A 22,304-nucleotide genomic window follows, 5' to 3' on the forward strand; every position below is an offset into this window, starting at 1 on the left:
CCTCAGTCTGTGGTCGCCAGCGCCGGAATTGGCGCGGGTTCAGGTCGATGGAATAGCCGCTCGAGCCACAAGTATATGACCGGCGTGGTAAACAGCGTCAGCGCCTGGCTCACCAGCAAGCCGCCGACCACCGCGATGCCCAATGGCTGGCGCAGTTCGGCGCCGGTGCCGTAGCCGAGCATCAACGGCAGGGCGCCGAGCAGGGCGGCGAGGGTGGTCATGATGATTGGCCGGAACCGCGTGATGCAGGCCTGGTAAATCGCTTCTTCCGGCGGCAAGCCACGGTTGCGCTGGGCGTCGAGGGCAAAGTCGATCATCAGGATGCCGTTCTTCTTCACGATCCCGATCAACAGCACCAGGCCGATCAACGCCATGATCGAAAAGTCCTGGCCGCAAATCCACAACATGATCACCGCGCCAAGTCCGGCGGAAGGCAGCGTCGAAATGATGGTCAACGGGTGCACGAAGCTCTCGTAGAGCACGCCGAGAATGATGTACACCGCCACCAGCGCTGCCAGGATCAGCCACGGCTGGCTGGCCAGCGAACTCTGGAACGCCTGGGCCGCACCCTGAAAGTTGCCGCTCATCGCCGCTGGCATACCGATCTCGGCTTTGGCCTGGTTGAGCAGGATGACGGCATCACCGAGCGCCACACCCGGCGCCAGGTTGAACGACAGGTTGGCGGCCGGGAACATGCCGTCATGGGCGATGGACAATGGGCCGATGGTCGGCGCGTCGAACTTCGCCAGCGCTGACAGCGGCACCATTTCCCCGCTCAGCGGCGAGCGCAGGTAGAAATAATTCAGGCTTTCGGCCTTGCCGCGCTGCTTCGTGTCCAGTTCCAGAATCACGTTGTACTGGTTGATCTGGGTCTGGAATTCGTTGATCTGGCGCTGGCCGAACGCGTCGTAGAGCGCTTCGTCGACATCGCTGGCGGTCAGGCCGAAACGCGCCGCAGCGCTGCGGTCGATGCTGATGTGGGTGATGCTGCCGCCCAATTGCAGGTCGTTGGAAATGTCGCGGAACGCCGGGTTGCTGCGCAGCTTGTCCGTCAGGCGTTGGGTCCAGGTGCTGAGGGTCGCGCCGTCGTTGCTCTTGAGCACGTATTGATACTGGGCGCGGCTGGGGCCGGAGCTGAGGTTGATGTCCTGACCGGCGCGCAGATAGAGAACGATGCCCGGGACTTTCATCAGTTGCGGACGAATCCGGTCGATGAACTGACTGGCCGAGACGTCGCGGTCGCCGCGTTTTTTCAGGGAGATCCAGAAGCGGCCGTTGGCAATGGTCTGGTTACTGCCGGAGACACCGACCGAGTGGGAAAACGCTGCGACCGCCGGATCTGCCCCGACGATTTCAGCCATGGCCAGGTGTTTTTTCACCATGTCGCCGTAGGAAATATCGGCAGCCGCTTCCGTGGTGCCAAGGACAAAACCGGTGTCCTGCACCGGGAAGAAACCTTTCGGAATGAAGATGTAGCCAGCGATGGCCAGGGCGAGCGACAGACCAAACACGCCGATCATCAATTTCTGGTGGGCAAGGGCGCGGCGCAGGCCTTTCTCGTACCATCCCAGCAAGCGCTCGCCGAAACCCGGTTTGGCGTGGGCATGATGCACCGGCGCCTTCATGAACAGCGCCGCAAGGGTCGGCGCCAACGTCAGCGACACCACCACCGAAATCATGATGGTCGAGGTCGCCGTCAGGGCAAACTCCTTGAACAGCCGCCCGACCACGCCGCCCATGAACAGGAGCGGAATAAACGCCGCCACCAGCGAAAAACTGATCGAGACCACGGTGAAACCAATCTCGCCGGCGCCTTTGATCGCGGCCTCGCGCATGCCGTCGCCAGCCTCCAGATGCCGGTGAATGTTCTCCACCACCACAATCGCGTCGTCGACCACAAACCCCACGGCCACCACAATCGCGACCAGTGTCAAGTTGTTCAGGCTGAAACCCATGATGTACATCAGGGCGAAACTGGCGATCAGCGAAACGCCCAGTACGGCGGAGACGATCAGCGTCGCCGACCATTGGCGCAGGAACAGTGCCATCACCGCCACCACCAGCAGGATCGCGATCAACAGGGTGATTTCCACTTCATGCAGCGAGGCGCGGATGGTCTGGGTGCGGTCCACCAGCACTTTGACTTGCACCGACGCCGGCAACATCGCTTCGAGCCCGGGCAGCGCCGCCTGGATGCGGTCCACGGTTTCGACGATGTTTGCTCCCGGTTGCCGGGAAATCACCAGGTTCACCCCGGGTTTATCACCGGCCCAGGCTTGCACGTAGGCATCTTCCGAACCATTGACGACTTTGGCGACATCCTTGAGGTGAACGGGCGCACCGTCCTTGTAGGAAACGATGAGTTCTCTGTATTCCTCGGGATGAAATAGCTGATCGTTGGTCGACAACGTCGAAATGCTCGATTCGCCGTACAACGCACCTTTAGCCAGGTTGAGACTGGTCTGCTGAATCGCCAGGCGAATGTCCGCCAGCGTCAGGCCGATGGCCGCGAGTTTGTCGGCGGAGGCCTGCACGCGGATCGCCGGACGTTGCTGACCGGTGATGTTGATTTGGCCTACGCCGTCGATCTGGCTGATCTGACGCGAGAGCAGGGTTTCCACCAGGTCACTGAGTTCGGGGCCGGGCATCAGGGTCGAGTTGATGCTGAGGATCAGCACCGGGCTGTCGGCCGGGTTGACCTTGCGCCAGGTCGGCAGGTTCGGCATGTCCTTGGGCAGTTTGCCGGCGGCGGTGTTGATCGCGGCCTGCACTTCCTGGGCTGCGGTGTCGATGCTTTTGTCGAGGGTGAATTGCAGGGTCAGGTTGGTCGAGCCGAGGGCGCTGCTCGAGGTCATCTGGGTCACGCCCGGGATGGCGCTGAATTGCACTTCCAGCGGCGTGGCCACCGATGACGCCATGGTTTCCGGGCTGGCGCCAGGCAGTTGCGCGGCCACCTGAATGGTCGGGAATTCGGCTTCCGGCAGTGGCGCGATGGGCAACTTCGGGAAGGCGATGACGCCGAGCAGCACCAAGGCAAACGTCAGCAGAATCGTCGCCACCGGATGATCGATACACCAGGCGGAAATCGAGCCGTGGCCCTTCATGGCTTCGGCTCCGACTGCACCACTTGTGGCGGCTCGGTCAATATCTGGACGGTCGAGCCGGGCTTGAGCCTTGACTGGCCGTCGCTGACCAGGATGTCGCCGGGTTTTACGCCCTTGATGATGTTCTGGCCGCTGCCTTGATAAACCATCTGCACCGGGACGGTTTCGACCTTGTCACCTTTGACCCGGTACACGAAGTGTTGATCGAGCCCGCGTTGTACGACCGTGGGTGGCACCACCAGCGCATCTTTATCCAGTGCTGTCTGAATTTTTACCGTCACCAGCAGGCCCGGCCAGAGTTTCTGTCCGGGGTTGTTGAATTCGGCCTTGGCGCGGATGGTCCCGGTATTGGCATTGATCTGGTTGTCGATCAGGGTCAGGTGACCTTCACCCAGCAGGTTGCCGGTTTCGCCGTCAGTGTCGGCGCCGATGTAGGCCTTGACCTGCGCGTGCTCGGGATCGTTGATCAGGCCTTGCAGGGTTGGCAGCATGTGCTGCGGCAGGGAAAACTCCACGGCGATCGGGTCAATCTGCGTCACGGTGAACAAGCCCTGGGCATCGGTCATGCGCAGGAAATTGCCTTCATCCACCGTGCGAATGCCGACTCGTCCGGTCACCGGGGAGCGAATCTGGGTGTAGGAAAGCTGCACCTGAGCCGCATCAATCGAAGCCTGATTGCCCTGGCCGCTGGCCCTGAGCTGGTTGACCAGCGCTTGTTGCTGGTCGTAGGTCTGCTTCGAGACGCCATCGTCGACACTGAGCAATTTGTAGCGCTTGAGGTTGACCTGCGCCACCTGCAATTGCGCCTGGCTCTCGCCCAGTTGAGCGCGGGCCTGATCGAGGCTGGCACGGATCGAGCGGTCGTCGATAGTGGCCAGCAAGTCACCCTTGCTCACCAGTTGACCTTCCTTGACCAGAATTCTGGTGAGAATGCCGTCGATCTGCGGCCGTACCACCACGCTGTGCAACGACAGCACCGAACCAATGCCGCTGACGTAGCGCGGAACGTCTTTTTCCGCGACGTTGACCACCCGCACCGGAATCGCCGTCGGCGCAGCCAATTTGGCCGTCGCAGGTTTGGTGGCGTACCAGGCGCCCAGCGCCGCCACAACAATCAGCAGAGCGGCGAGCAGGGCAGTTTTTTTCTGAGTTCGCATGCGAGTGGGGCGCCGGGGCAGGGTGGACGGAGGTGTGTCAGGGTTATACCTCCCTTTATAACCCTGTTCGCCGGTCAGGAAGGTGACTGCTAACTGACGGCGCTGTCAGTTTGGGCGGGTGATGAACACAAAGGGGTAAACCTGGGATATGCGCCAACTTGTCGGCCTCTTCGCGAGCAAGCTCGCTCCCACAGGAGATGCATTCCAACTGTGGAAGCGAGCCTGCTCGCGATGGACCTTAACGAAAACGCGGGCTATCCGGATGAAACCCGATGCCTGGAAGTTTTTTCGCGGGCAGGCTCGCTCCCACAGGAGAATGCATTCCAACTGTGGGAGCGAGCCTGCTCGCGTTGGGCGTTAACGAAAACGCGGGCTATCCGGATGAAACCCGATGCCTGGAAGTTTTTTCGCGAGCAAGCTCGCTCCTACAGGAGAATGCATTCCAACTGTGGGAGCGAGCTTGCTCGCGATGGGCGTTAACGAAAACGCGGGCTATCCGGATGAAACCCGATGCCTGGAAGTTTTTTCGCGAGCAGGCTCGCTCCTACAGAGGGCGTGCAAAGGTATACTGCCGCCTTTCGCGGCTCGCTGACCGGGCCCGACTCTTTTGCATCACCCGGAGCTTTCATGACTTCCCCGACACAACCGCCGGTTGCCGACGCCTTGAGCGACGACCAGGCAGACCTGCCAGACAGCGTCGACTCCAGCGCAGACAGCGAAAACAAAGCCGCGATCCCGACGTTCAAGTTCCCGTTCAAGCCGGGTGACCTGGCCGCCGCGAAGAACGCCAGCCAACCCTGGTACAAGAACGGCGCCAAGAATGGCCACACCAAGACTCCCGGTGCGGCGCCGCCCGGTACTCGTCGTTCGATGGGTAAGCGCTGAGTTCCAACTCCCTGCCTTCGGTCACCCGCCGCGGTTTTCAATCGCGGTGATGGCTAAGTGCTCATACCCTGAGCCAGATCAACGTTTGTGGAATCAGTGCGCTTAGAGTCAGCAACCCTGCCGACTCCTCCCAACAACGAGCGCGCTTTCCATGAAGATCAACCTCCCGGTGACCGGCCGCAATGTCGACGTTGCGGCTGATGCGAACATCCTCTCGACCACCGATCTGACCAGCGCGATCACCTACGCCAACGACGACTTCATCAACATCTGCGGTTACAGCCGAGAGGACTTGCTGGGCTCGACGCACAATGTGCTGCGTCACCCGGACATGCCGGCAGCGGCCTTCTCGCATATGTGGCAGACCCTGAAAAGCGGCCGTTCGTGGATGGGGCTGGTGAAGAATCGCTGCAAGAATGGCGACCATTATTGGGTGAGTGCCTTCGCGACCGCCGTGACGCAGAACGGTCAGGCGGTGGAGTATCAGTCGGTCCGCACCAAGCCAACGGAGCAACAGATCGAGGCCGCCGAAAAAACCTACGCACACCTTCGCAACGGTCGAGTGCCGCTGTTGCAGCGCCTGCCGGTGCTCGCTCCGGGGCTGAAAGTGGCGGCGTTGTTCAGCGTGACGCTGGCCGGTGCGGTGGGCCTGGAGGTGTGGCTGAATCCGTCGTCGGCGGTCTTTGGGCTGCTGGCATTTGTGGTGGGCAGTGGTTTGGCGGCGCTCGGCACCGGGATCCTGTTGCGCCCGCTGACGGCGTTGGCCGAGCGCGCCCGGCAGATCGCCGATAACCCGTTAAGCCAGGCCATTTACACAGGGCGCCGCGATCAGTTCGGTCAGATCGAGTTTGCCTTGCAGATGCTCGAAGCCCAGGTCGGTGCGGTGGTGGGGCGCATCGGTGATGCGTCGCAACGTCTGGCCGGGCACGCGGCAGAGCTGGTGGAACATTTGCACAGCAGTCAACGCAGTACGCTGGGCCAACAGGCCGAGACCGATCAAGTGGCCGCGGCGATTCACCAGATGTCCGCCAGCGTGGCCCAGGTTGCCAGCCACGCGCAGCAGGCTTCTCACGCCGCTGATCTGGCCGGTAGCGAAACCCGCGAAGGTCATCACTTGGTGAGTGAAAGCCGCCAGGCGGTGCTGCGTCTGGCCGAGGAACTGGCGCGCGGCACGCAAGTGATCCATCAACTGGAGGGCCATAGCAGCGAGATCACCGGGGTACTGGAAGTGATTCGCAGCATCGCCGACCAGACCAATCTGCTGGCCCTCAACGCGGCCATCGAGGCGGCGCGCGCCGGGGATGCCGGGCGCGGCTTTGCGGTGGTCGCCGATGAAGTGCGCGGCCTGGCGCAGCGCACTCAGCAATCAACCAACGAAATTCAGCGCATGATCAGCGCTCTGCAGAACGGCACTCGGGACGCGGTGATGATGATGCAGCAAAGCAGTGAGCAGGTGGACCACAGCGTCGAGCAGGCCCGCCGCGCCGCCGATGCACTGGACGCAATCAGTCAGCGGGTCAATCAGATTACCGACATGAGCCTGCAAATCGCCTCGGCGGTGGAAGAGCAGAGCTCGGTCAGTGAAGACATCAACCGCAACATCAGCAGCATTCGTTCGGCTTGCGAAGTCACGGTCAGTGAAGGACGGCAGAGCCAGGTGAACTCCACAGAAGTCGCCGGGCTGGCCGGGGATTTGCGCCAGCTGGCGCAGGAGTTCTGGCGAGCGCGTCGTTAAGCCGCACGCAACGAAATAAACGCGTAGTCGAGCGGTGTCCCGGTGGCCACTTGCGCACCGGCTGCCCGCACTTGCCCGGCGACGTCGTCACCCGACACATGGAATTGCCAGTCGCTGCCAGGGCCTGGCGCCTGTTGCTCTGCCACCTGATCGATGACTGTGGCAAACGCCGACATGTCCGGCAGGTACGCCGTGAAGCCATCGCCCTTGAGCGCTGTCGTCCGAATCCCCAGCAAGGCGCAAATGGCGTCCTTGCTGCGGATGTCATCGCGATCCGCCTGACGGGAACGCTGGATAAGCCCTGCAAGTGCTTGATCGACCAGCTCACCCCCCACGATCAGGTCCGGGCCTTTTTCCCACGACTCGGGCGGACATTCCTTGATCGCCGGGTTCAGGGGGATGTGCGGATTGATTTCCATCGGATAGATCCGACACACCAGCGGCCGGCGTTGGTAGATGCGGCAGAGGTTGTCTTCGTCAAGATTACGGCACGGGCCGACGTTGTAAGCCGCGAAAGTGATGGCCACGTAGGCGTCGGACGCGCCGCTGCGGACCGCCACCGAACGGCGTTCGGCATGCTCGCGCTGTTGCACCGGCAAACCCAGGCCATTGCCCAGGAAACCTTCGACCAGCACGATCACCTGACCGCCGTCGGCCGCCCACATCCGGGCTTCGGCCAGGGTCAGGGGCACGTGATGGTCGTTGCAGCATTTGCCACACCCTACGCAGGAAAACGTCGTATTCATCGAAGGATCAGTCGCCTGTCAGGAGCCGAAACGGCGACAGAATGTCACCGCAAAGGTCTGCGTCGAAGCAAGTTATGCGCCATTCACTGAGCGTTGGCGGGCGAGCGGATGGAGTCCCATTCGGTCACATAGGCGGTTTTGCTTTTTTTGTTGTAGAGGCACAGCTCGGTGCCCTGCTGGCCTTTCATGTGTTTCTGTGGGTACTGGCCTTGCAGCAAGAGGGCGGTGTAGCCGACCCGGTCATCGAATTGCGCGGCGCTGCCGACGGGTTTGGCGTTTTTCAGGCCGCTGGCTTTGGTGCAACTGGCGAGCACGGCTTTGTCGAAAGCAGCCCAGGCGTCGGGGCTGGAGGCGTGGGCCTGGGTGGCGAGGGCGGTGAGGCAGAGGAAGGTCAGGGTGACGGCTTTCATGGTTCAGGCATCCTTGGGCATTGTCGGCCGAGTATGCCTGATGGTTTGGGGTTGAATGTGTCGGCCTCTTCGCGGGCAAGCCCGCTCCCACAGGTTTTGTGTGAAATTCCACTTTTGCGTAGGGCGCAAATCCTGTGGGAGCGAGCTTGCTCGCGATGCGGTGTCAGGCTGGAACCGGCTCCCGGCGGACCACAAACATCCCGGCACTTTCATACAACCGCTGCGCCCGAAGGTTATCCTCCAGCACCTTCAAATCCACAAAACCTTCGCGCCGCTGTTGAAACACGTTGAACGCATTCAACAGCAATGCCCGGCCCAAACCCCGGCCCTGAGCTCGCGGATGCACCACCAGATTCTTGATGTAGGCGCTGGTCCAGCACTGGCAAACGCCAACGATGCCATCGGCATCCTGGGCAACGAAGCACAGGGAAGGATCGTATTCAGGATCGGTCTCGAACCGCCGCTGCCACACGTCCAGCGCCGGTACGCGACCGCCACCTTCCTGGTGGCCACGCTCCATCAATCGATGAACCGCCTCTGCCAGTTCAGGCCGATAGGCGTGCAGGATGATGCCTTCGGGCCATCGGATTGCGGGCACAACGTCAGCCAGGTTGCGCCGCATCAGAAAGCAAAAAGCCTCGGCCACACTCAATGACCCTGTTCGGCGACCGCCTTGGCCGCTTCGATCAGGCACTTGGTCAGCTCCGGCGAAGAGAACTTGGTCAGCACCGCGTTGGCGCCGGCCAGCCGTGCTTTTTCGCTGTTCATGGCGCTGTCCAGTGACGTGTGCAGCAGCACATAGAGGTGGGAGAAGTCCGGGGTTTCGCGCAGGGTGCGAGTGAACGCGTAGCCGTCCATCTCTGACATTTCGATGTCCGAGACAATCAGGTTGATCTGCTGCGCCGTGCCTTGCAGGTCCAACAGGCAGTCGATGGCTTCCTTGGCGCTGCGGGCGGTGTGGCATTGCAGGCCGAGGTTGCGCAGGGTGTGGACCGATTGCTGCAACGCCACCTGACTGTCATCGACCACCAGAATTCGCGCATTGCCGAGCACTTCGGCGTCTTCCATGCTCAGTTCGGTCGGGGCCGTTTCGATCTGCGCCGGGGCGATGCCGTGGATGACTTTTTCGATGTCCAGCACCTGCACCAGCGTGCCATCGACCGACGTCACGCCGGTGATGTACGAGCGCACACCGCCGGAGCCGAAGGGCGGCGGACGGATGTCGGTGGTCAGGCAGTGGACGATCTTGCTCACGGCCTGAACGTGCAGGCCCTGCTTGGAGCGGCTGACATCGGTGACGATCAGGCAGCCACCGTTGGGGTCTTCCAGTGGCCGCTCGCCAATGGCGCGGCTGAGGTCGATCACCGACAACGACGCACCGCGCAAGGTGGCGATACCTTTGACGTGAGGGTGCGACTCCGGCAGCCGGGTCAGCGGCGGGCAGGGGATGATTTCACTGACTTTGAGCAGGTTGATTGCCATCAGCTTGCCGCTGCGCAAGGTAAACAGCAGAAGTGAAAGTGAGTCTGCGCGGGCTTTGGTGGAGGACATAAAAACCTTCTGTGGAAAAAGGTGATGGGCGAATGGAAAGTCGCCAAAAGCTATTGATGCCGGGTTATCGACTTGATCGGGGCGGGCTTTAACTTTGATAACCAAGGCAGATCAAAAGATCGCAGCCTGCGGCAGCTCCTACAGGGGAACGTGATCGGCGTAGGTATATCAAAAGATCGCAGCCTGCGGCAGCTCCTACAGGGGAAGGTGATCGGCGTAGGTAGATCAAAAGATCGCAGTTTGCGGCAGCTCCTACAGGGGAAGGTGATCGGCGTAGGAGCTGCCGAAGGCTGCGATCTTTGCTTACTTCATACCCAGTCTCTTGGCCATCCGCCCAAGATTGGCCCGGTCCAGCCCCAGCTCACGCGCCGCGCTCGCCCAGTTATCGTGGTGGCGCTCCAGACACGCACCGATCAACTGACGCTGATAATGCTCGGTCGCCTCACGCAAATCCCCGGACACCAACGCCAACGGAGCTGCCGCCGGTGGCTCGGCAATCACTTCAACACTGCCATTGGGCAAGTCCAGGTCCGCCGCACTCAGGCTGAGAATCTTCGGTCGTTCCTTGCAGCGCCCCAAGGCCTTCAGCGCGCTGCGGCCAATCAAGTGCTCCAGCTCCCGCACGTTGCCCGGCCAGTCATACGCGAGCAACGCTGTTTGCGCGTCACTGTTCAGGCGCAAGCTGTTGAGCCCCATGCGCGAGCGGTTCTGCTCGAGGAAAAACCCGCTGAGCAGCAACACATCCCGGCCGCGATCGCGCAGGGCCGGCACCAGCAGCGGATACACGCTTAAACGGTGGTAGAAATCGGCACGGTAGCGGCCGCTGCGCACCTCTTCGGCCAGGTCGCGGTTGGTCGCGGCGATGAGTCGCACATCGACCTGATGCTCCTTGTCCGACCCCAGCCGCTGCAACTGACCGCTTTGCAGTACGCGCAGTAATTTGGCCTGCACGGTCAACGACAATTCACCGACCTCATCGAGAAACAGCGTACCGCCATTGGCCAGTTCGAACTTGCCTCGGCGGTCGCTCGTCGCGCCGGTAAAGGCCCCGCGCACGTGGCCGAACAGCTCGCTTTCCACCAGCGTGTCCGGCAGCGCCGCGCAGTTGAGGCTGATGATCGGCTTGTCGGCCCGGGCCGAGGCGGCGTGGATCGCTTGCGCCACCAACTCCTTGCCGACCCCGGTTTCCCCGGTGATCAGCACGGTCAGGTCGCTGCCACCGACCAGGCTGATTTCTTCCACGAGACGTTTGTGCGCCTTGCTCTGGCCGATCATCTCGCGGTTCTGCTGACCGCTGGCCTGACGGTACACCTCGGCGCGTTGATGCTCATCTTCAACACGATTGGCCAGCCGTTCGATGCGCTCGGCGGCGTTGACCGTGGCGGCGGCGAGGCTGGCGAAGGCTTGCAGCGTGTCGAGTTCGACCGGTTCCAGACGCTCCGAATCGAGGGCGTCGAGGGTCAGCAGGCCCCACGGACGCTCGTCGATAAACAGCGGGCAACCCATGCAGTCGTGGACTTCCAGATGATCGTCAAGACCATCGACCAGTCCGTCATAAGGGTCGGGCATGTCGCTATCGGCGGCAAAGCGGGTCGGGCCGGGGCTGCTGAGCAACGCTTCGAAGCGCGGGTGTTCGCTGACTTTAAAGCGTCGGCCAAGGGTGTCGGTGCTCAAACCGTCGACCGCCAACGGCACCAGCCAGTCGCCATCGAGGCGCAGCAGCGCGGCGGCGTCGCACGGGAGCAAGGCGCGCATCGCTTCGAGCAGGCGCCGATAACGTTCGCCTTCGGGAAGTTCGCGGGACAGGTCAGAGACCAATGGGAGCAAAGTGGTGAGCAGTGATTTTGCAGTCATAGTGACTCCATGTAGTCGCGTTGACTATAAGTCAGCCTGTGTCGATATGACTATAAAGTTTTCAAGCTGTTGATTTATAACGATTTAAAAACTGGCATGGAAACTGATACGTATAGGGCAATCAACTAGAAACCAGTCGTTCAGGAGTCACCTTATGCTTAGCGCCCAAGACCGTGCAATCGTCAAATCCACCGTTCCGCTGCTGGAAAGCGGCGGCGAAGCATTGATCACGCATTTCTACCGCATGATGCTCTCCGAATACCCTGAAGTGCGCCCGCTGTTCAACCAGGCCCACCAGGCCAGCGGTGATCAACCCCGCGCCCTGGCCAACGGCGTGTTGATGTATGCGCGTCACATCGATCAGCTCGACCAATTGGGCGATCTGGTCGCCAAGATCATCAACAAACACGTGGCCCTGCAAATCCTTCCGGAGCACTACCCGATTGTCGGCGCTTGTCTGCTGCGGGCGATTTCCGAAGTGCTGGGCGCCGAAATTGCCACACCGCAAGTCATGAGCGCCTGGGGTGCTGCATATGGTCAACTGGCCGACATCCTGATCGGCGCCGAAACCAGCATCTACGACCAGAAAGAGCAGGCACCGGGCGGCTGGCGCGGGGCGCGGGAGTTCATCGTTGCGGCCAGGGTCGAGGAAAGCACGGAAATCACTTCGTTCTACTTCGAGCCAGCGGACAAGGGTCCGATCCTCGCCGCAGAGCCAGGCCAGTACATCGGCATGAAGCTGATTCTGGATGGCGAAGAGATTCGTCGTAACTATTCGCTGTCGGCCCTGGCGAACAAAGGCCAGTACCGCATCAGTGTCAAACGCGAACACGGTGGCCGCGCCTCGAACCATCTGCACGATCAACTGCCTGTCGGTTCGAGCATTCAGCTGTTCCCGCCATCGGGCGAATTCACCCTGACCGACAGCGACAAACCGTTGGTGCTGATCAGTGGCGGCGTGGGTATCACGCCCACCCTGGCCATGCTTGAAGCCGCGTTGGCGACCGAGCGCCCGGTGCACTTTATCCACTGCGCGCGCAATGGCAGCGTTCACGCCTTCCGCGACTGGATTGATGGACTGGCCGAGCGTCACCCGCAACTCAAGCGCTTCTACTGCTATGCCGAAGACGATGGCGTAAGCCCGGCGGCGCACAAGGTCGGCCTGTTGAGTCAGGAGCAACTGGGCGAGTGGTTGCCGCAGCAGCGCGATCTGGATGCTTACTTCCTGGGCCCTAAAGGTTTCATGGCTGCAGTGAAGCGTCACCTGAAAGCGTTGGGCGTGCCGGAGAAGCAAAGCCGCTACGAGTTCTTCGGCCCGGCTTCAGCGCTGGAGTAACCGCTAAAGCCCTGTAGGAGCGAGCTTGCTCGCGATGGTCTTGAGAACGCCGCGGGGTGTCAGACTTCCAGCGTTATCGTTGGCGACCATCGCGAGCAAGCTCGCTCCTACAGGTACGTGCTTAGCTCTCAGGCCTTCAATTCTTTCAGGTGTTTGTACACCGTCGCTCGTCCCATGTTGAGCACGTTGGCCACATAGTTGGAGGCGCTTTTGCCTTTGAAGGCGCCTTCGGCGTGCAACGCCAGCACCAACTCGCGTTTATGGTCGCGGGTCAGCAGGTTCAGGCTCAGTTGCCGCTCGCGCAGCCAGCCATGCAGGAAGGTGTTGATGCGCTCCTGCCAGTCATCGCGAAACAGTGAGTCGGGTTGCGGAATCAGCTTGCTCGGCGACAGGAACAGGTCCAGCGCGGCTTTGGCATTTTCAAACAGCGAAATATTCAGATTGATGCACAGCACCGCCAGCGGATGGCCGTTGCCGTCGCGCAGCACACTGCTCAGGCTGCGAATCTTCTGACCATCCCAATTCAACTTTTCGTACGGCCCGATGTTTCGATCGCTGAGGTCGTCGCTGAGCATGTCCTCCAGCGCGGCGTCGTCGCCGATTTCGCGTTTGGACAGATTGTTGGCGATGTAATCGATTTTTTGCGTGCGCAGATCGTGCAGCACCACCTCGGCATGGGGAAAAAACAACGTGGCGATGGCGTCGGCGATCGCTCGGAAATTGTCCAGGGCCGGGTCTTTTACAGGTGCGTTCATACGGTGGAACTCCAGGCAGCGTCAGCGCCCTGCAAAAAGGGCGCTGGAAGTTTGCCGCAATCGTGTCGGCACGTCACCTGAGGCGGTGTTCAGGCCAGGCGAGCGGGGGAGAGCATGTCGGCATCCAGGCCGAAACGCGTGAGCTGCTCGGGCAAGGCTTCACCGCGCACCAGTGCGGCGCTGGCCTGGCCCATGGCCGGTGAGGTCTGGATGCCGTAACCGCCTTGCGCCGCGACCCAGAACAATCCCGGTACCTGCTGATCGAAGCCACAGAGCAAGTCGCCATCGGACACGAAGCTGCGCAACCCCGCCCAGGTGCGGGTCGGGCGGCGGATGGTCAGGGTGGTGGCTTCTTCGATCTGGTAGATGCCCATGGCGATGTCCAGCTCTTCGGGCTGCACGTCGTGTGGTTCCACCGGGTCGGCGTTGGCCGGCGAGCCGAGGAACATGCCGGCGTCGGGCTTCATGTAGAACGATTCGTCGAGGCTGACCAGCATCGGCCAATGGTGGATGTCCACGCCTTCGGGGCCGGCGAAGATAAACGCCGCGCGGCGTTTCGGTTGCAGGCCCAGCGGTTTGGCGCCGGCCAGTGCGCCGATCTTGTCGGCCCAGGCGCCGGCGGCATTGATGATGATCGGCGCGCTGAAGGTCTGGCCGTTGGTCTGGACGTGCCACAGGCCTTCGGTGTCGCGGGTCAGGCTCAGGACTTCGCTGTCGGTACGCACTTCACCGTTGTTGCGGCGGATGCCCCGCAGGTAACCCTGATGCAAGGCGTCGGTGTCGATGTCGCTGGCGCTCGGGTCGTAGATCGCGCCGTGGACTTTTTCCCGGCGCAGGATCGGCAAGCGCGCACAGGCTTCGTCGGCGTTGAGCAGTTGCATCTCCGGCACCGTGGCTTTGGCGCTCAGGTATTGATTGTTGAGCTCGGCCGGGTCGCCGGTGAAGTCCACGGTCATCTCGCCGCGCGGGGTCAGCAGCGGGTGTTCGCAGAAACCGGCGGGCGGGGCGTCGAAGAAATCGCGGCTGGCCTGGGTCAGCGCCCGGACCTGCGCTGTGCCATAGGCAGCGGTGTAGAGCGCGGCCGAGCGTCCGGTGGAGTGATAGGCCGGATGGGATTCGCGTTCGAGCACAATCACCCGGGCGTGCTGCGACAGCCAGAAACCGGTGGAAGCGCCGGCAATCCCGCCGCCGATGATGATGAAATCTGCCTGGCTCATGAACGTCTCCTGATAAACGCAAATGCCAAAGTATGAAGTGATGCGGTGTAGGAGCTGTGTAGGAGCTGTGTAGGAGCTGTGTAGGAGCTGTGTAGGAGCTGTGTAGGAGCTGTGTAGGAGCTGTCGAGTGCAACGAGGCTGCGATCTTTAAAGATCAAAAGATCGCAGCCTCGTTGCACTCGACAGCTCCTACACAGCTCCTACAGAGCTCATGCAACTTCTACAGGGGTTGTAGGCGGTAAATGGCATTGGCCAGTGCAATGTCTTCCAGGCCCAGGCCGATGGAGCGGAAGAACACGTGGCGGTCGTAATCGGGGCGCTGCACTTTGCCGCTGATCAGGTCCGGCAGGTCGCCCATGATCGAATGTTTATCCCAGCCATGCTGTTCGCCGGCAATCAGCATTTCGCCCGCCGAGTCCGGGGTGGTCAGACGATAGTCGCAGAACACCTGCATGTCATTCAGGCTCTGCGGCGGCACTTCGTGGGCGCGCGGTGCGTTGGTGCTGATGGAGGTGATCAGCGCCGGTTTGCTCAGGCTGGTCGGGTCGATCACCGGGCCGGCGGAGGAAGTGCAGAGCATGATCACGTCCGCGTCGTGAACGGCCGCTTCGCGAGAATCAACCAGCTTTAATCGTGGATCAAGACGTTCGATTTGCTGGCGGGCTTCGGCCGTCAACTCGCTCAGGTTCGGCGAAAAAAGATGGATGCTCTGCCAGTCGCGCAAGCCTTTGACGTAATGCAAGTGCGCCAGCGCCACCTTGCCGCTGCCGATGATCGCCAGCCGGCTAGCGTCGAGCGGGGCGAGGGCATCGACGGCTACGGCGGTGGTCGCGGCGGTGCGGGCGGTGGTCAGTTCGCCGGCATCGCACAGCAGCAGCGGTTGCCCGGTCTGCATCGACATCAGCAACGTCCATGCGGTCACCAGCGGGCCTTGTTCGCGCACGATGTAGGGCGAGGTCTTGACGCCGTACACCCCGTCTTCGGCCAGTACGCCCAGATAATTGATGAAGTCGCCGGCACCCTGGGGAAACTCCACCAGTTGCTGCGCCGGTTGCACGGCCTGCCCGGTGGCGAGGTCGCGGAACAATTTGCGCAGGATCTGCGGCACGTCGACCTGTGCCAGCAGCTCGCGGGCCTGTAGTTGGGTGATCACATGAGGCGTACTGGACATGGTCGGCTCCGGGAGTGACGGATAAACTAATTTGTCCATTATGGACTTTTAATTATCGCTAGCAAGCTCCTTGTTTAGTGCTACACCGCATTTCAACCTGTAGGAGCAGCCGGTCGACGCTCGATTGCTCGCGAAAAACGTTAACGATAATGCGCGGCATCAGGCAGCACGTGTCGTCCATGCATTTTTCGCGAGCGAGCTCGCTCCTACAGTGTTTAAAAAAAAGCCGGACGAAAAAAAAGCGCAGTCCGTTGCCGGCTGCGCCTCTTTTGTCACGCCGCGTATTACGGGCGCTTGCGCTCAACCGCCCGCAGCAAATGCGTCGGCGGCGTCTCACAGCTGATTTTGCGACCCAGCAGCGCCTCGATGGACGGCAGTTGGTAGGAGTCGTCTTCCCCGGCAAAACTGATGGACACGCCATCGGCGCCGGCACGACCGGTACGACCAATGCGATGCACGTAATCGTCCGGGACTTCCGGCAGGGTGAAGTTGATCACGTGGCTGATGCCGTCGATGTGGATGCCGCGACCGGCGACATCGGTGGCCACCAGCACGCGGATCTTGCCTTCGCGGAAACCTTCCAGGGTCTTGATGCGCTTGTGCTGCGGCACGTCGCCGGACAGTTGCGCGGCGTTGACGCCATCGCGCACCAGACGCTCTTCGATGCGCCGCACTTCATCCTTGCGGTTGGCGAAGACCATCACCCGCTCCCACCCATTGTCGTTGACCAGGTTGTAGAGCAGTTTGTATTTGTCGGCACCGGCCACCGCATAGATGTGCTGTTCGACGTTTTCGCTGGCCACGTTCTGCGACTCGATCTCGACGATCGACGGCTCGGTGGTCCATTGCTTCGCGAGGTTCATCACGTCTTCGGTAAAGGTCGCGGAGAACAGCAGCGTCTGACGCTCGTCCTTCGGCGGGGTCTGGCGGATGATCTGACGCACTTGCGGGATGAAGCCCATGTCGAGCATGCGGTCGGCTTCGTCCAGGACCATGACTTCAACCATGTCCAGGTGCACGTCGCCGCGCTGGTTGAAATCGAGCAAGCGGCCCGGGGTCGCGACGAGGATGTCGCAGTGACGGGCTTCGAGGTGCTTGAGTTGTTTGTCGAAGTCCATGCCGCCGACAAACGTCATGACGTTGAGGCCGGTGTACTTGGTCAGGTCGGCGGCGTCCTTGGCGATCTGCACCACCAGCTCACGGGTCGGCGCAATGATCAGCGCCCGTGGCTCACCCATGTAGCGCTCTTTCGGCGGCGGGGTTTGCAACAGCTGGGTGATGATCGAAATCAGGAACGCAGCGGTTTTGCCGGTGCCGGTCTGGGCGCGGCCGATGGCGTCTTTGCCGGCGAGGGTGAAACCCAGTACCTGGGCCTGGATCGGCGTGCAATACGGGAAGCCCAGGTCCTGGATGGCGTGCATCAGTTCCGGGGCAAGCTTGAAATCGTGGAAACGGGTTTTGCCTTCCTGGGGTTCGACGGCGAAATCTTCGAGTTTCCAGGGGATGACCGGTGCTTTGGGCTTCGGTTCGCGACGCGGTTTTGCCGTTTTCGGCGCTTCGCTGCGCGGTTGTTCGGCAGGCGCCTCTTCAACAGGCTGGATCGCAGGTGATGCCACCGGAGTGTGTTTCGGTGCCGCTGCGGGAGCGTTCCGGCCAGACTGATTACCGTCGGTGCGGTGGCCGGGGGCGTGAGAAGGAGCGCTGGAGACTGGCGCGAGCTGCTCAGTCTCGCTTTTACCGAACATTTTCTTGAGTGCTTTGAGCACGGTCATCTCATCAATAGGTTAAGTGCCGGCCAGTGTAATGCAAGAATCGGGCGCGGCGTAGTGGGAGGGATCAATGGCCTGTTTTTCGCAGCAACCGTTAACGCAGGCGCTCGGTGAGCCAGACGCCAATGTCGCGAATCTCCTCGGGTAACACTTCATGACCCATTGGGTATTCCTGCCATGTCACGGTGACACCATGCTGCTTTAAATACTCGCAGGCGGTGCGACCCATGGAGTTTTGCACCACGTCATCGTACTGGCCGTGCAACGACAACACCGGAATGCGCTGTTGGCTGGCGGACAGTTCCAGTTCATCACTGAAAGTCGGTGCATAAGTCGAGAGGGCAAGCACGCCACCCAACGCCCCCTGCCATTTCACAAACGCGGTGTGGAACACCACCGCGCCACCCTGGGAAAAACCTGCCAGGAAAATCCGCGAGGCGTCTATTCCGCCAGCTCGTTGCTCTTCGATCAATTCAATGACTCGCTGCGCCGACGCTTCCAGTTGCTCGCGGCTGATCGCGCGCGCCGGGCTCATGGCCAGAATGTCGTACCAGCTCGGCATCTCGTAACCGCCATTGATGGTCACGGCGCGGGTCGGTGCCTGGGGCAAAACGAAGCGAGTGCTGAGCAAGGTTTCCTGCAGGGCTTCGGCCACGGGCAGGAAGTCGTAACGGTCGGCGCCGAGGCCGTGCAGCCAGATAACACAGGCGTCTGCGGGCTTGACGGGTTGAAGAATCAAGGGCTCGGTCATGGCTGCTCCAAATATGTGCGTGCGCGCTCATTAAGTGCATGAGGTGAGTGCGCGTCAGGTTGATCCGTTACGAAGATGTCGCAAGGCTACAAGTTTTGCTATTGACCTGTCGCCAAACCGCTTCGGAAAGCGGTCTGGTACGGGCTTTGCTATGTAAACGCTTGTACGAAAATCCCACGCCTGTCGGTAACACTATCAGGCCATTGTTCGTGGTGGGATTGCAAAAAAATCCGGTGATGGATGTTCGCCAGCGGCCGCTACGGGCTTCGCGAACGTGAAAGGGCTACCGCCCGTTCGGCCGATTGGTGAGAAGTGAGGGGTCCATGCTGTGGATTTTCTCCTACTAGACTCATAGCGCAGGTCCTACGTCGGTTGACCCCAAAAAAAGCCAACACGGGTCGACTACGCCTCATAAGGGTGCGACTGGACTCAAGCTCCGACACAACAAGAGCAAAACTGGAGGTTTGAATGAAGATGTTGAAATCCACCCTGGCCATCGTGACTGCAGCCGCAGTACTCGGTGTCAGCGGGTTCGCTCAGGCGGGTGCAACCCTGGATGCAGTGCAGAAGAAAGGTTTCGTACAGTGCGGCGTCAGTGATGGCCTGCCGGGTTTCTCGGTTCCGGACTCCACTGGCAAGATCATCGGTATCGATGCTGACGTATGCCGCGCTGTGGCCGCTGCCGTATTCGGCGACGCGACCAAGGTCAAATTCAGCCAGTTGAACGCCAAGGAGCGCTTCACCGCGCTGCAGTCCGGCGAAATCGACGTGCTGTCGCGTAACACCACCTGGACCAGCTCCCGCGATTCGGGCATGGGCCTGGTGTTTGCCGGCGTGACGTACTACGACGGCATCGGCTTCCTGGTGAACAACAAGCTCGGCGTTAAAAGCGCCAAAGAGCTCGACGGCGCCACCATCTGCATTCAAGCCGGTACCACCACCGAGCTGAACGTTTCCGACTACTTCCGCGGCAACGGCCTGAAATACACCCCGATCACCTTCGACACCTCTGATGAAAGCGCCAAGTCGCTGGAATCCGGTCGTTGCGACGTGCTGACCTCCGACAAATCCCAGCTTTACGCACAACGCAGCAAGCTGGCGACGCCGACCGACTACGTCGTTCTGCCGGAAACCATCTCCAAGGAGCCTCTGGGCCCGGTCGTGCGTAAAGGCGACGAAGAGTGGTTCAGCATTGTGAAGTGGACCCTGTACGCGATGGTCAACGCTGAAGAAATGGGCATCACCCAGAAGAACGTTGAAGCTGAAGCCAAATCCACCAAGAACCCGGACGTTGCTCGTCTGCTGGGCGCTGACGGTGAATATGGCAAAGACCTGAAAGTGAAGAAAGACTGGGTCGTGCAGATCGTCAAGCAAGTGGGTAACTACGGCGAAGTGTTCGAGAAAAACCTCGGCAAGAGCACTCCGCTGGCCATTGACCGCGGGCTGAACGCTCTGTGGAACAACGGCGGCATTCAATACGCACCACCAGTGCGCTGATGGTTCTATCACCCGGTAGGCCAACTGCCGGGTGATGTTCTGTTCCATTACATCCGGGGCACTTCATGCAAAATTCAATCGGCGCACCAAAGCAGAGGCTCAGCCTCAGCGATCCCAAAGTGCGTGCGTGGCTATTTCAGATCATCACCATTGTGGCGGTGGTCTCGATGGGCTGGTACCTGTTCGACAATACGCAGACCAACCTTCAACACCGGGGCATTACCTCCGGTTTCGACTTTCTGGAGCGCAGTGCCGGTTTCGGCATCGCTCAACACCTGATCGACTACACCGAATCGGACAGCTATGCCCGGGTGTTTGTCATCGGCCTGCTCAACACCCTGCTGGTCACGTTCATCGGCGTGATCCTGGCGACGATCCTCGGGTTCATTGTCGGCGTGTCACGGCTGTCGAAGAACTGGATCATCGCCAGGCTGGCGACGGTTTATGTGGAAGTCTTCCGCAACATTCCGCCGCTGCTGCAAATCCTGTTCTGGTACTTCGCGGTGTTCCTGACCATGCCGGGGCCACGCAACAGTCATAACTTCGGCGACACCTTCTTCGTCAGCAGCCGCGGCCTGAACATGCCGGCCGCGTTGGCGGCGGACGGTTTCTGGCCGTTCATGGCGAGCATCGCCGTGGCCATTGTCGCCATCGTGCTGATGTGCCGCTGGGCCAACCAGCGCTTCGAAGCGAGCGGTGTGCCGTTCCATAAATTCTGGGTCGGCCTCGCGCTGTTCCTGGTGATCCCGGCGTTGTGCGCACTGATCTTCGGTGCGCCTGTGCATTGGGAGATGCCGGAACTCAAGGGCTTCAACTTCGTCGGTGGCTGGGTACTGATTCCCGAACTGCTGGCGCTGACCCTGGCGCTGACCGTCTACACGGCTGCGTTTATTGCCGAGATCGTGCGTTCGGGTATCAAGTCGGTCAGCCACGGCCAGACCGAAGCGGCCCATTCGCTGGGTCTGCGTAACGGTCCGACCCTGCGCAAGGTGATCATCCCGCAAGCGTTGCGCGTGATCATTCCACCGCTGACCAGCCAATACCTGAACCTGGCGAAAAACTCTTCGCTGGCGGCCGGTATCGGTTATCCGGAAATGGTCTCGTTGTTTGCCGGTACGGTGCTGAACCAGACCGGGCAGGCCATCGAGGTGATTGCGATCACCATGAGCGTGTACCTGGCGATCAGTATCAGCATTTCCCTGCTGATGAACTGGTACAACAAGCGCATTGCGCTGATCGAGCGGTAAGGAAAAGCGCATGAGTACTCATACTTTCAAACCCGACATGCCACCCCCGAACCGCAGCATCGGTGTCGTGGCGTGGATGCGCGCGAACATGTTTTCCAGCTGGCTCAACACCCTGTTGACCCTGTTCGCGTTCTACCTGATTTACCTGGTGGTGCCACCGATCCTGGAATGGGCAATCATCGACGCCAACTGGGTGGGCACCAGCCAGGCCGACTGCACCAAGGAGGGCGCCTGCTGGGTGTTCATCCAGCAACGCTTCGGCCAGTTCATGTACGGCTACTACCCGGTGGACCTGCGCTGGCGCGTGGACCTGACCGTGTGGCTGGCCGTCATCGGCGTGGCGCCGCTGTTCATCTCGCGCTTCCCGCGCAAGGCGATTTACGGCCTGAGCTTTCTGGTGCTGTACCCGATCATTGCCTGGTGCCTGTTGCATGGCGGCGTGTTCGGTTTGACCCAGGTGGCGACCAGCCAGTGGGGCGGCCTGATGCTGACCCTGGTGATCGCCACGGTCGGCATCGCCGGCGCCTTGCCGCTGGGGATTGTCCTGGCGTTGGGGCGGCGTTCGAACATGCCGGCGATTCGGGTGGTCTGCGTGACCTTCATCGAATTCTGGCGCGGCGTGCCGTTGATCACGGTGTTGTTCATGTCCTCGGTGATGCTGCCGTTGTTCCTGCCCGAAGGCATGAACTTCGACAAACTGCTGCGGGCGCTGATCGGTGTGATCCTGTTCCAGTCGGCCTACGTGGCCGAGGTGGTGCGCGGCGGTCTGCAAGCGATTCCCAAAGGTCAGTACGAAGCGGCTGCAGCGATGGGCCTCGGTTACTGGCGCAGCATGGGCCTGGTGATTCTGCCGCAAGCCTTGAAGCTGGTGATCCCGGGCATCGTCAACACCTTCATTGCGCTGTTCAAGGACACGAGCCTGGTGATCATCATCGGCCTGTTCGACCTGCTCAACAGCGTCAAACAAGCCGCTGCCGACCCGAAATGGCTGGGCATGGCCACTGAAGGCTATGTGTTTGCGGCCCTGGTGTTCTGGATTTTCTGTTTTGGTATGTCGCGCTATTCCATGCATCTGGAACGCAAGCTCGACACTGGCCACAAGCGTTAGGAGTTCTTTTT

18 protein-coding genes are annotated in these 22,304 nt (G+C 60.9%); 6 read left to right on the forward strand and 12 right to left on the reverse strand.

Annotated features, from left to right (window positions below; genetic code table 11):
* Window positions 1-2 precede the first annotated feature (2 nt).
* Together F8N62_RS28780 and F8N62_RS28785 are read right to left on the reverse strand one after the other, a co-directional pair.
* On the reverse strand, window positions 3-3,104 hold the full coding sequence (locus F8N62_RS28780) for a multidrug efflux RND transporter permease subunit (protein ID WP_150713855.1): 3,102 nt from the start codon (window positions 3,102-3,104) through the stop codon (window positions 3-5).
* Entirely contained in the window at window positions 3,101-4,261 is a 1,161-nt protein-coding gene (locus F8N62_RS28785; protein WP_150713856.1) for an efflux RND transporter periplasmic adaptor subunit, read from the reverse strand. Before F8N62_RS28785 ends, F8N62_RS28780 begins: the two co-directional genes overlap by 4 nt.
* Window positions 4,262-4,888: 627 nt before the next feature.
* Between F8N62_RS28785 and F8N62_RS28790 the strand changes: the two genes are divergently transcribed.
* Window positions 4,889-5,146 (forward strand): hypothetical protein, encoded by a 258-nt coding sequence (locus F8N62_RS28790; RefSeq protein ID WP_150713857.1) that lies wholly within the window; start codon window positions 4,889-4,891, stop codon window positions 5,144-5,146.
* 151 nt (window positions 5,147-5,297) lie between these two features.
* Entirely contained in the window at window positions 5,298-6,881 is a 1,584-nt protein-coding gene (locus F8N62_RS28795) for a PAS domain-containing methyl-accepting chemotaxis protein (protein ID WP_150713858.1), read from the forward strand.
* Here F8N62_RS28795 and F8N62_RS28800 read toward each other — a convergent pair.
* From F8N62_RS28800 to norR, 5 genes are all read right to left on the reverse strand, one after another.
* Complete coding sequence (locus F8N62_RS28800) at window positions 6,878-7,627, reverse strand: YkgJ family cysteine cluster protein (protein ID WP_150713859.1); 750 nt, start codon at window positions 7,625-7,627, stop codon at window positions 6,878-6,880. The two genes, F8N62_RS28795 and F8N62_RS28800, sit on opposite strands and share 4 nt — an antisense overlap.
* Before the next feature lie 83 nt (window positions 7,628-7,710).
* Window positions 7,711-8,037, reverse strand: a complete 327-nt coding sequence (locus F8N62_RS28805; protein WP_150713860.1) for a hypothetical protein — start codon at window positions 8,035-8,037, stop codon at window positions 7,711-7,713.
* A gap of 163 nt (window positions 8,038-8,200) precedes the next feature.
* A complete protein-coding gene (locus F8N62_RS28810) occupies window positions 8,201-8,659 on the reverse strand; it encodes a GNAT family N-acetyltransferase (RefSeq protein WP_150713861.1) in 459 nt (152 codons plus the stop codon).
* 26 nt (window positions 8,660-8,685) lie between these two features.
* Window positions 8,686-9,588 carry a chemotaxis protein CheV gene (locus tag F8N62_RS28815; RefSeq protein ID WP_150713862.1) on the reverse strand — a complete coding sequence of 301 codons (903 nt, stop codon included), beginning with the start codon at window positions 9,586-9,588 and terminating at the stop codon, window positions 8,686-8,688.
* A gap of 303 nt (window positions 9,589-9,891) precedes the next feature.
* The gene (gene norR, locus F8N62_RS28820; protein WP_150713863.1) at window positions 9,892-11,442 is read right to left on the reverse strand and encodes a nitric oxide reductase transcriptional regulator NorR; all 1,551 of its coding nucleotides are present in this window, start codon (window positions 11,440-11,442) and stop codon (window positions 9,892-9,894) included.
* Window positions 11,443-11,596: 154 nt separating this feature from the next.
* Here norR and hmpA point away from each other — a divergent pair, with 154 nt between their 5' ends.
* Window positions 11,597-12,778 (forward strand): NO-inducible flavohemoprotein, encoded by a 1,182-nt coding sequence (gene hmpA, locus F8N62_RS28825; protein WP_150713864.1) that lies wholly within the window; start codon window positions 11,597-11,599, stop codon window positions 12,776-12,778.
* Between the two features lie 128 nt (window positions 12,779-12,906).
* Here the strand turns inward: hmpA and F8N62_RS28830 are convergent, their stop codons facing one another.
* The 5 genes from F8N62_RS28830 to F8N62_RS28855 all read right to left on the reverse strand — a co-directional run bounded on the left by F8N62_RS28830 (window position 12,907) and on the right by F8N62_RS28855 (window position 18,441).
* Window positions 12,907-13,533 (reverse strand): transcriptional regulator, encoded by a 627-nt coding sequence (locus tag F8N62_RS28830; RefSeq protein WP_150713865.1) that lies wholly within the window; start codon window positions 13,531-13,533, stop codon window positions 12,907-12,909.
* Window positions 13,534-13,622: 89 nt separating this feature from the next.
* Window positions 13,623-14,750, reverse strand: a complete 1,128-nt coding sequence (locus tag F8N62_RS28835; protein WP_150713866.1) for an NAD(P)/FAD-dependent oxidoreductase — start codon at window positions 14,748-14,750, stop codon at window positions 13,623-13,625.
* 220 nt (window positions 14,751-14,970) lie between these two features.
* Entirely contained in the window at window positions 14,971-15,921 is a 951-nt protein-coding gene (locus F8N62_RS28840) for an ornithine cyclodeaminase family protein (protein ID WP_191632461.1), read from the reverse strand.
* Window positions 15,922-16,205: 284 nt separating this feature from the next.
* On the reverse strand, window positions 16,206-17,693 hold the full coding sequence (gene rhlB, locus F8N62_RS28850) for an ATP-dependent RNA helicase RhlB (protein WP_150713869.1): 1,488 nt from the start codon (window positions 17,691-17,693) through the stop codon (window positions 16,206-16,208).
* Window positions 17,694-17,784: 91 nt separating this feature from the next.
* Window positions 17,785-18,441, reverse strand: a complete 657-nt coding sequence (locus tag F8N62_RS28855; protein ID WP_150713870.1) for an alpha/beta hydrolase — start codon at window positions 18,439-18,441, stop codon at window positions 17,785-17,787.
* A gap of 468 nt (window positions 18,442-18,909) precedes the next feature.
* On the opposite strand from F8N62_RS28855, the gene F8N62_RS28860 reads away from it, so the two are divergent.
* From F8N62_RS28860 to F8N62_RS28870, 3 genes are all read left to right on the forward strand, one after another.
* Window positions 18,910-19,938, forward strand: a complete 1,029-nt coding sequence (locus F8N62_RS28860; RefSeq protein ID WP_150713871.1) for an amino acid ABC transporter substrate-binding protein — start codon at window positions 18,910-18,912, stop codon at window positions 19,936-19,938.
* Between the two features lie 65 nt (window positions 19,939-20,003).
* On the forward strand, window positions 20,004-21,185 hold the full coding sequence (locus tag F8N62_RS28865) for an amino acid ABC transporter permease (protein ID WP_150713872.1): 1,182 nt from the start codon (window positions 20,004-20,006) through the stop codon (window positions 21,183-21,185).
* A 10-nt stretch (window positions 21,186-21,195) separates the two neighbouring features.
* A complete protein-coding gene (locus tag F8N62_RS28870) occupies window positions 21,196-22,293 on the forward strand; it encodes an amino acid ABC transporter permease (protein WP_150713873.1) in 1,098 nt (365 codons plus the stop codon).
* Window positions 22,294-22,304 lie beyond the last annotated feature (11 nt).

Origin of the sequence: Pseudomonas fluorescens (assembly GCF_902497785.1) — a bacterium.
Classification (GTDB): Bacteria; Pseudomonadota; Gammaproteobacteria; order Pseudomonadales; family Pseudomonadaceae; genus Aquipseudomonas; species Aquipseudomonas fluorescens_BO.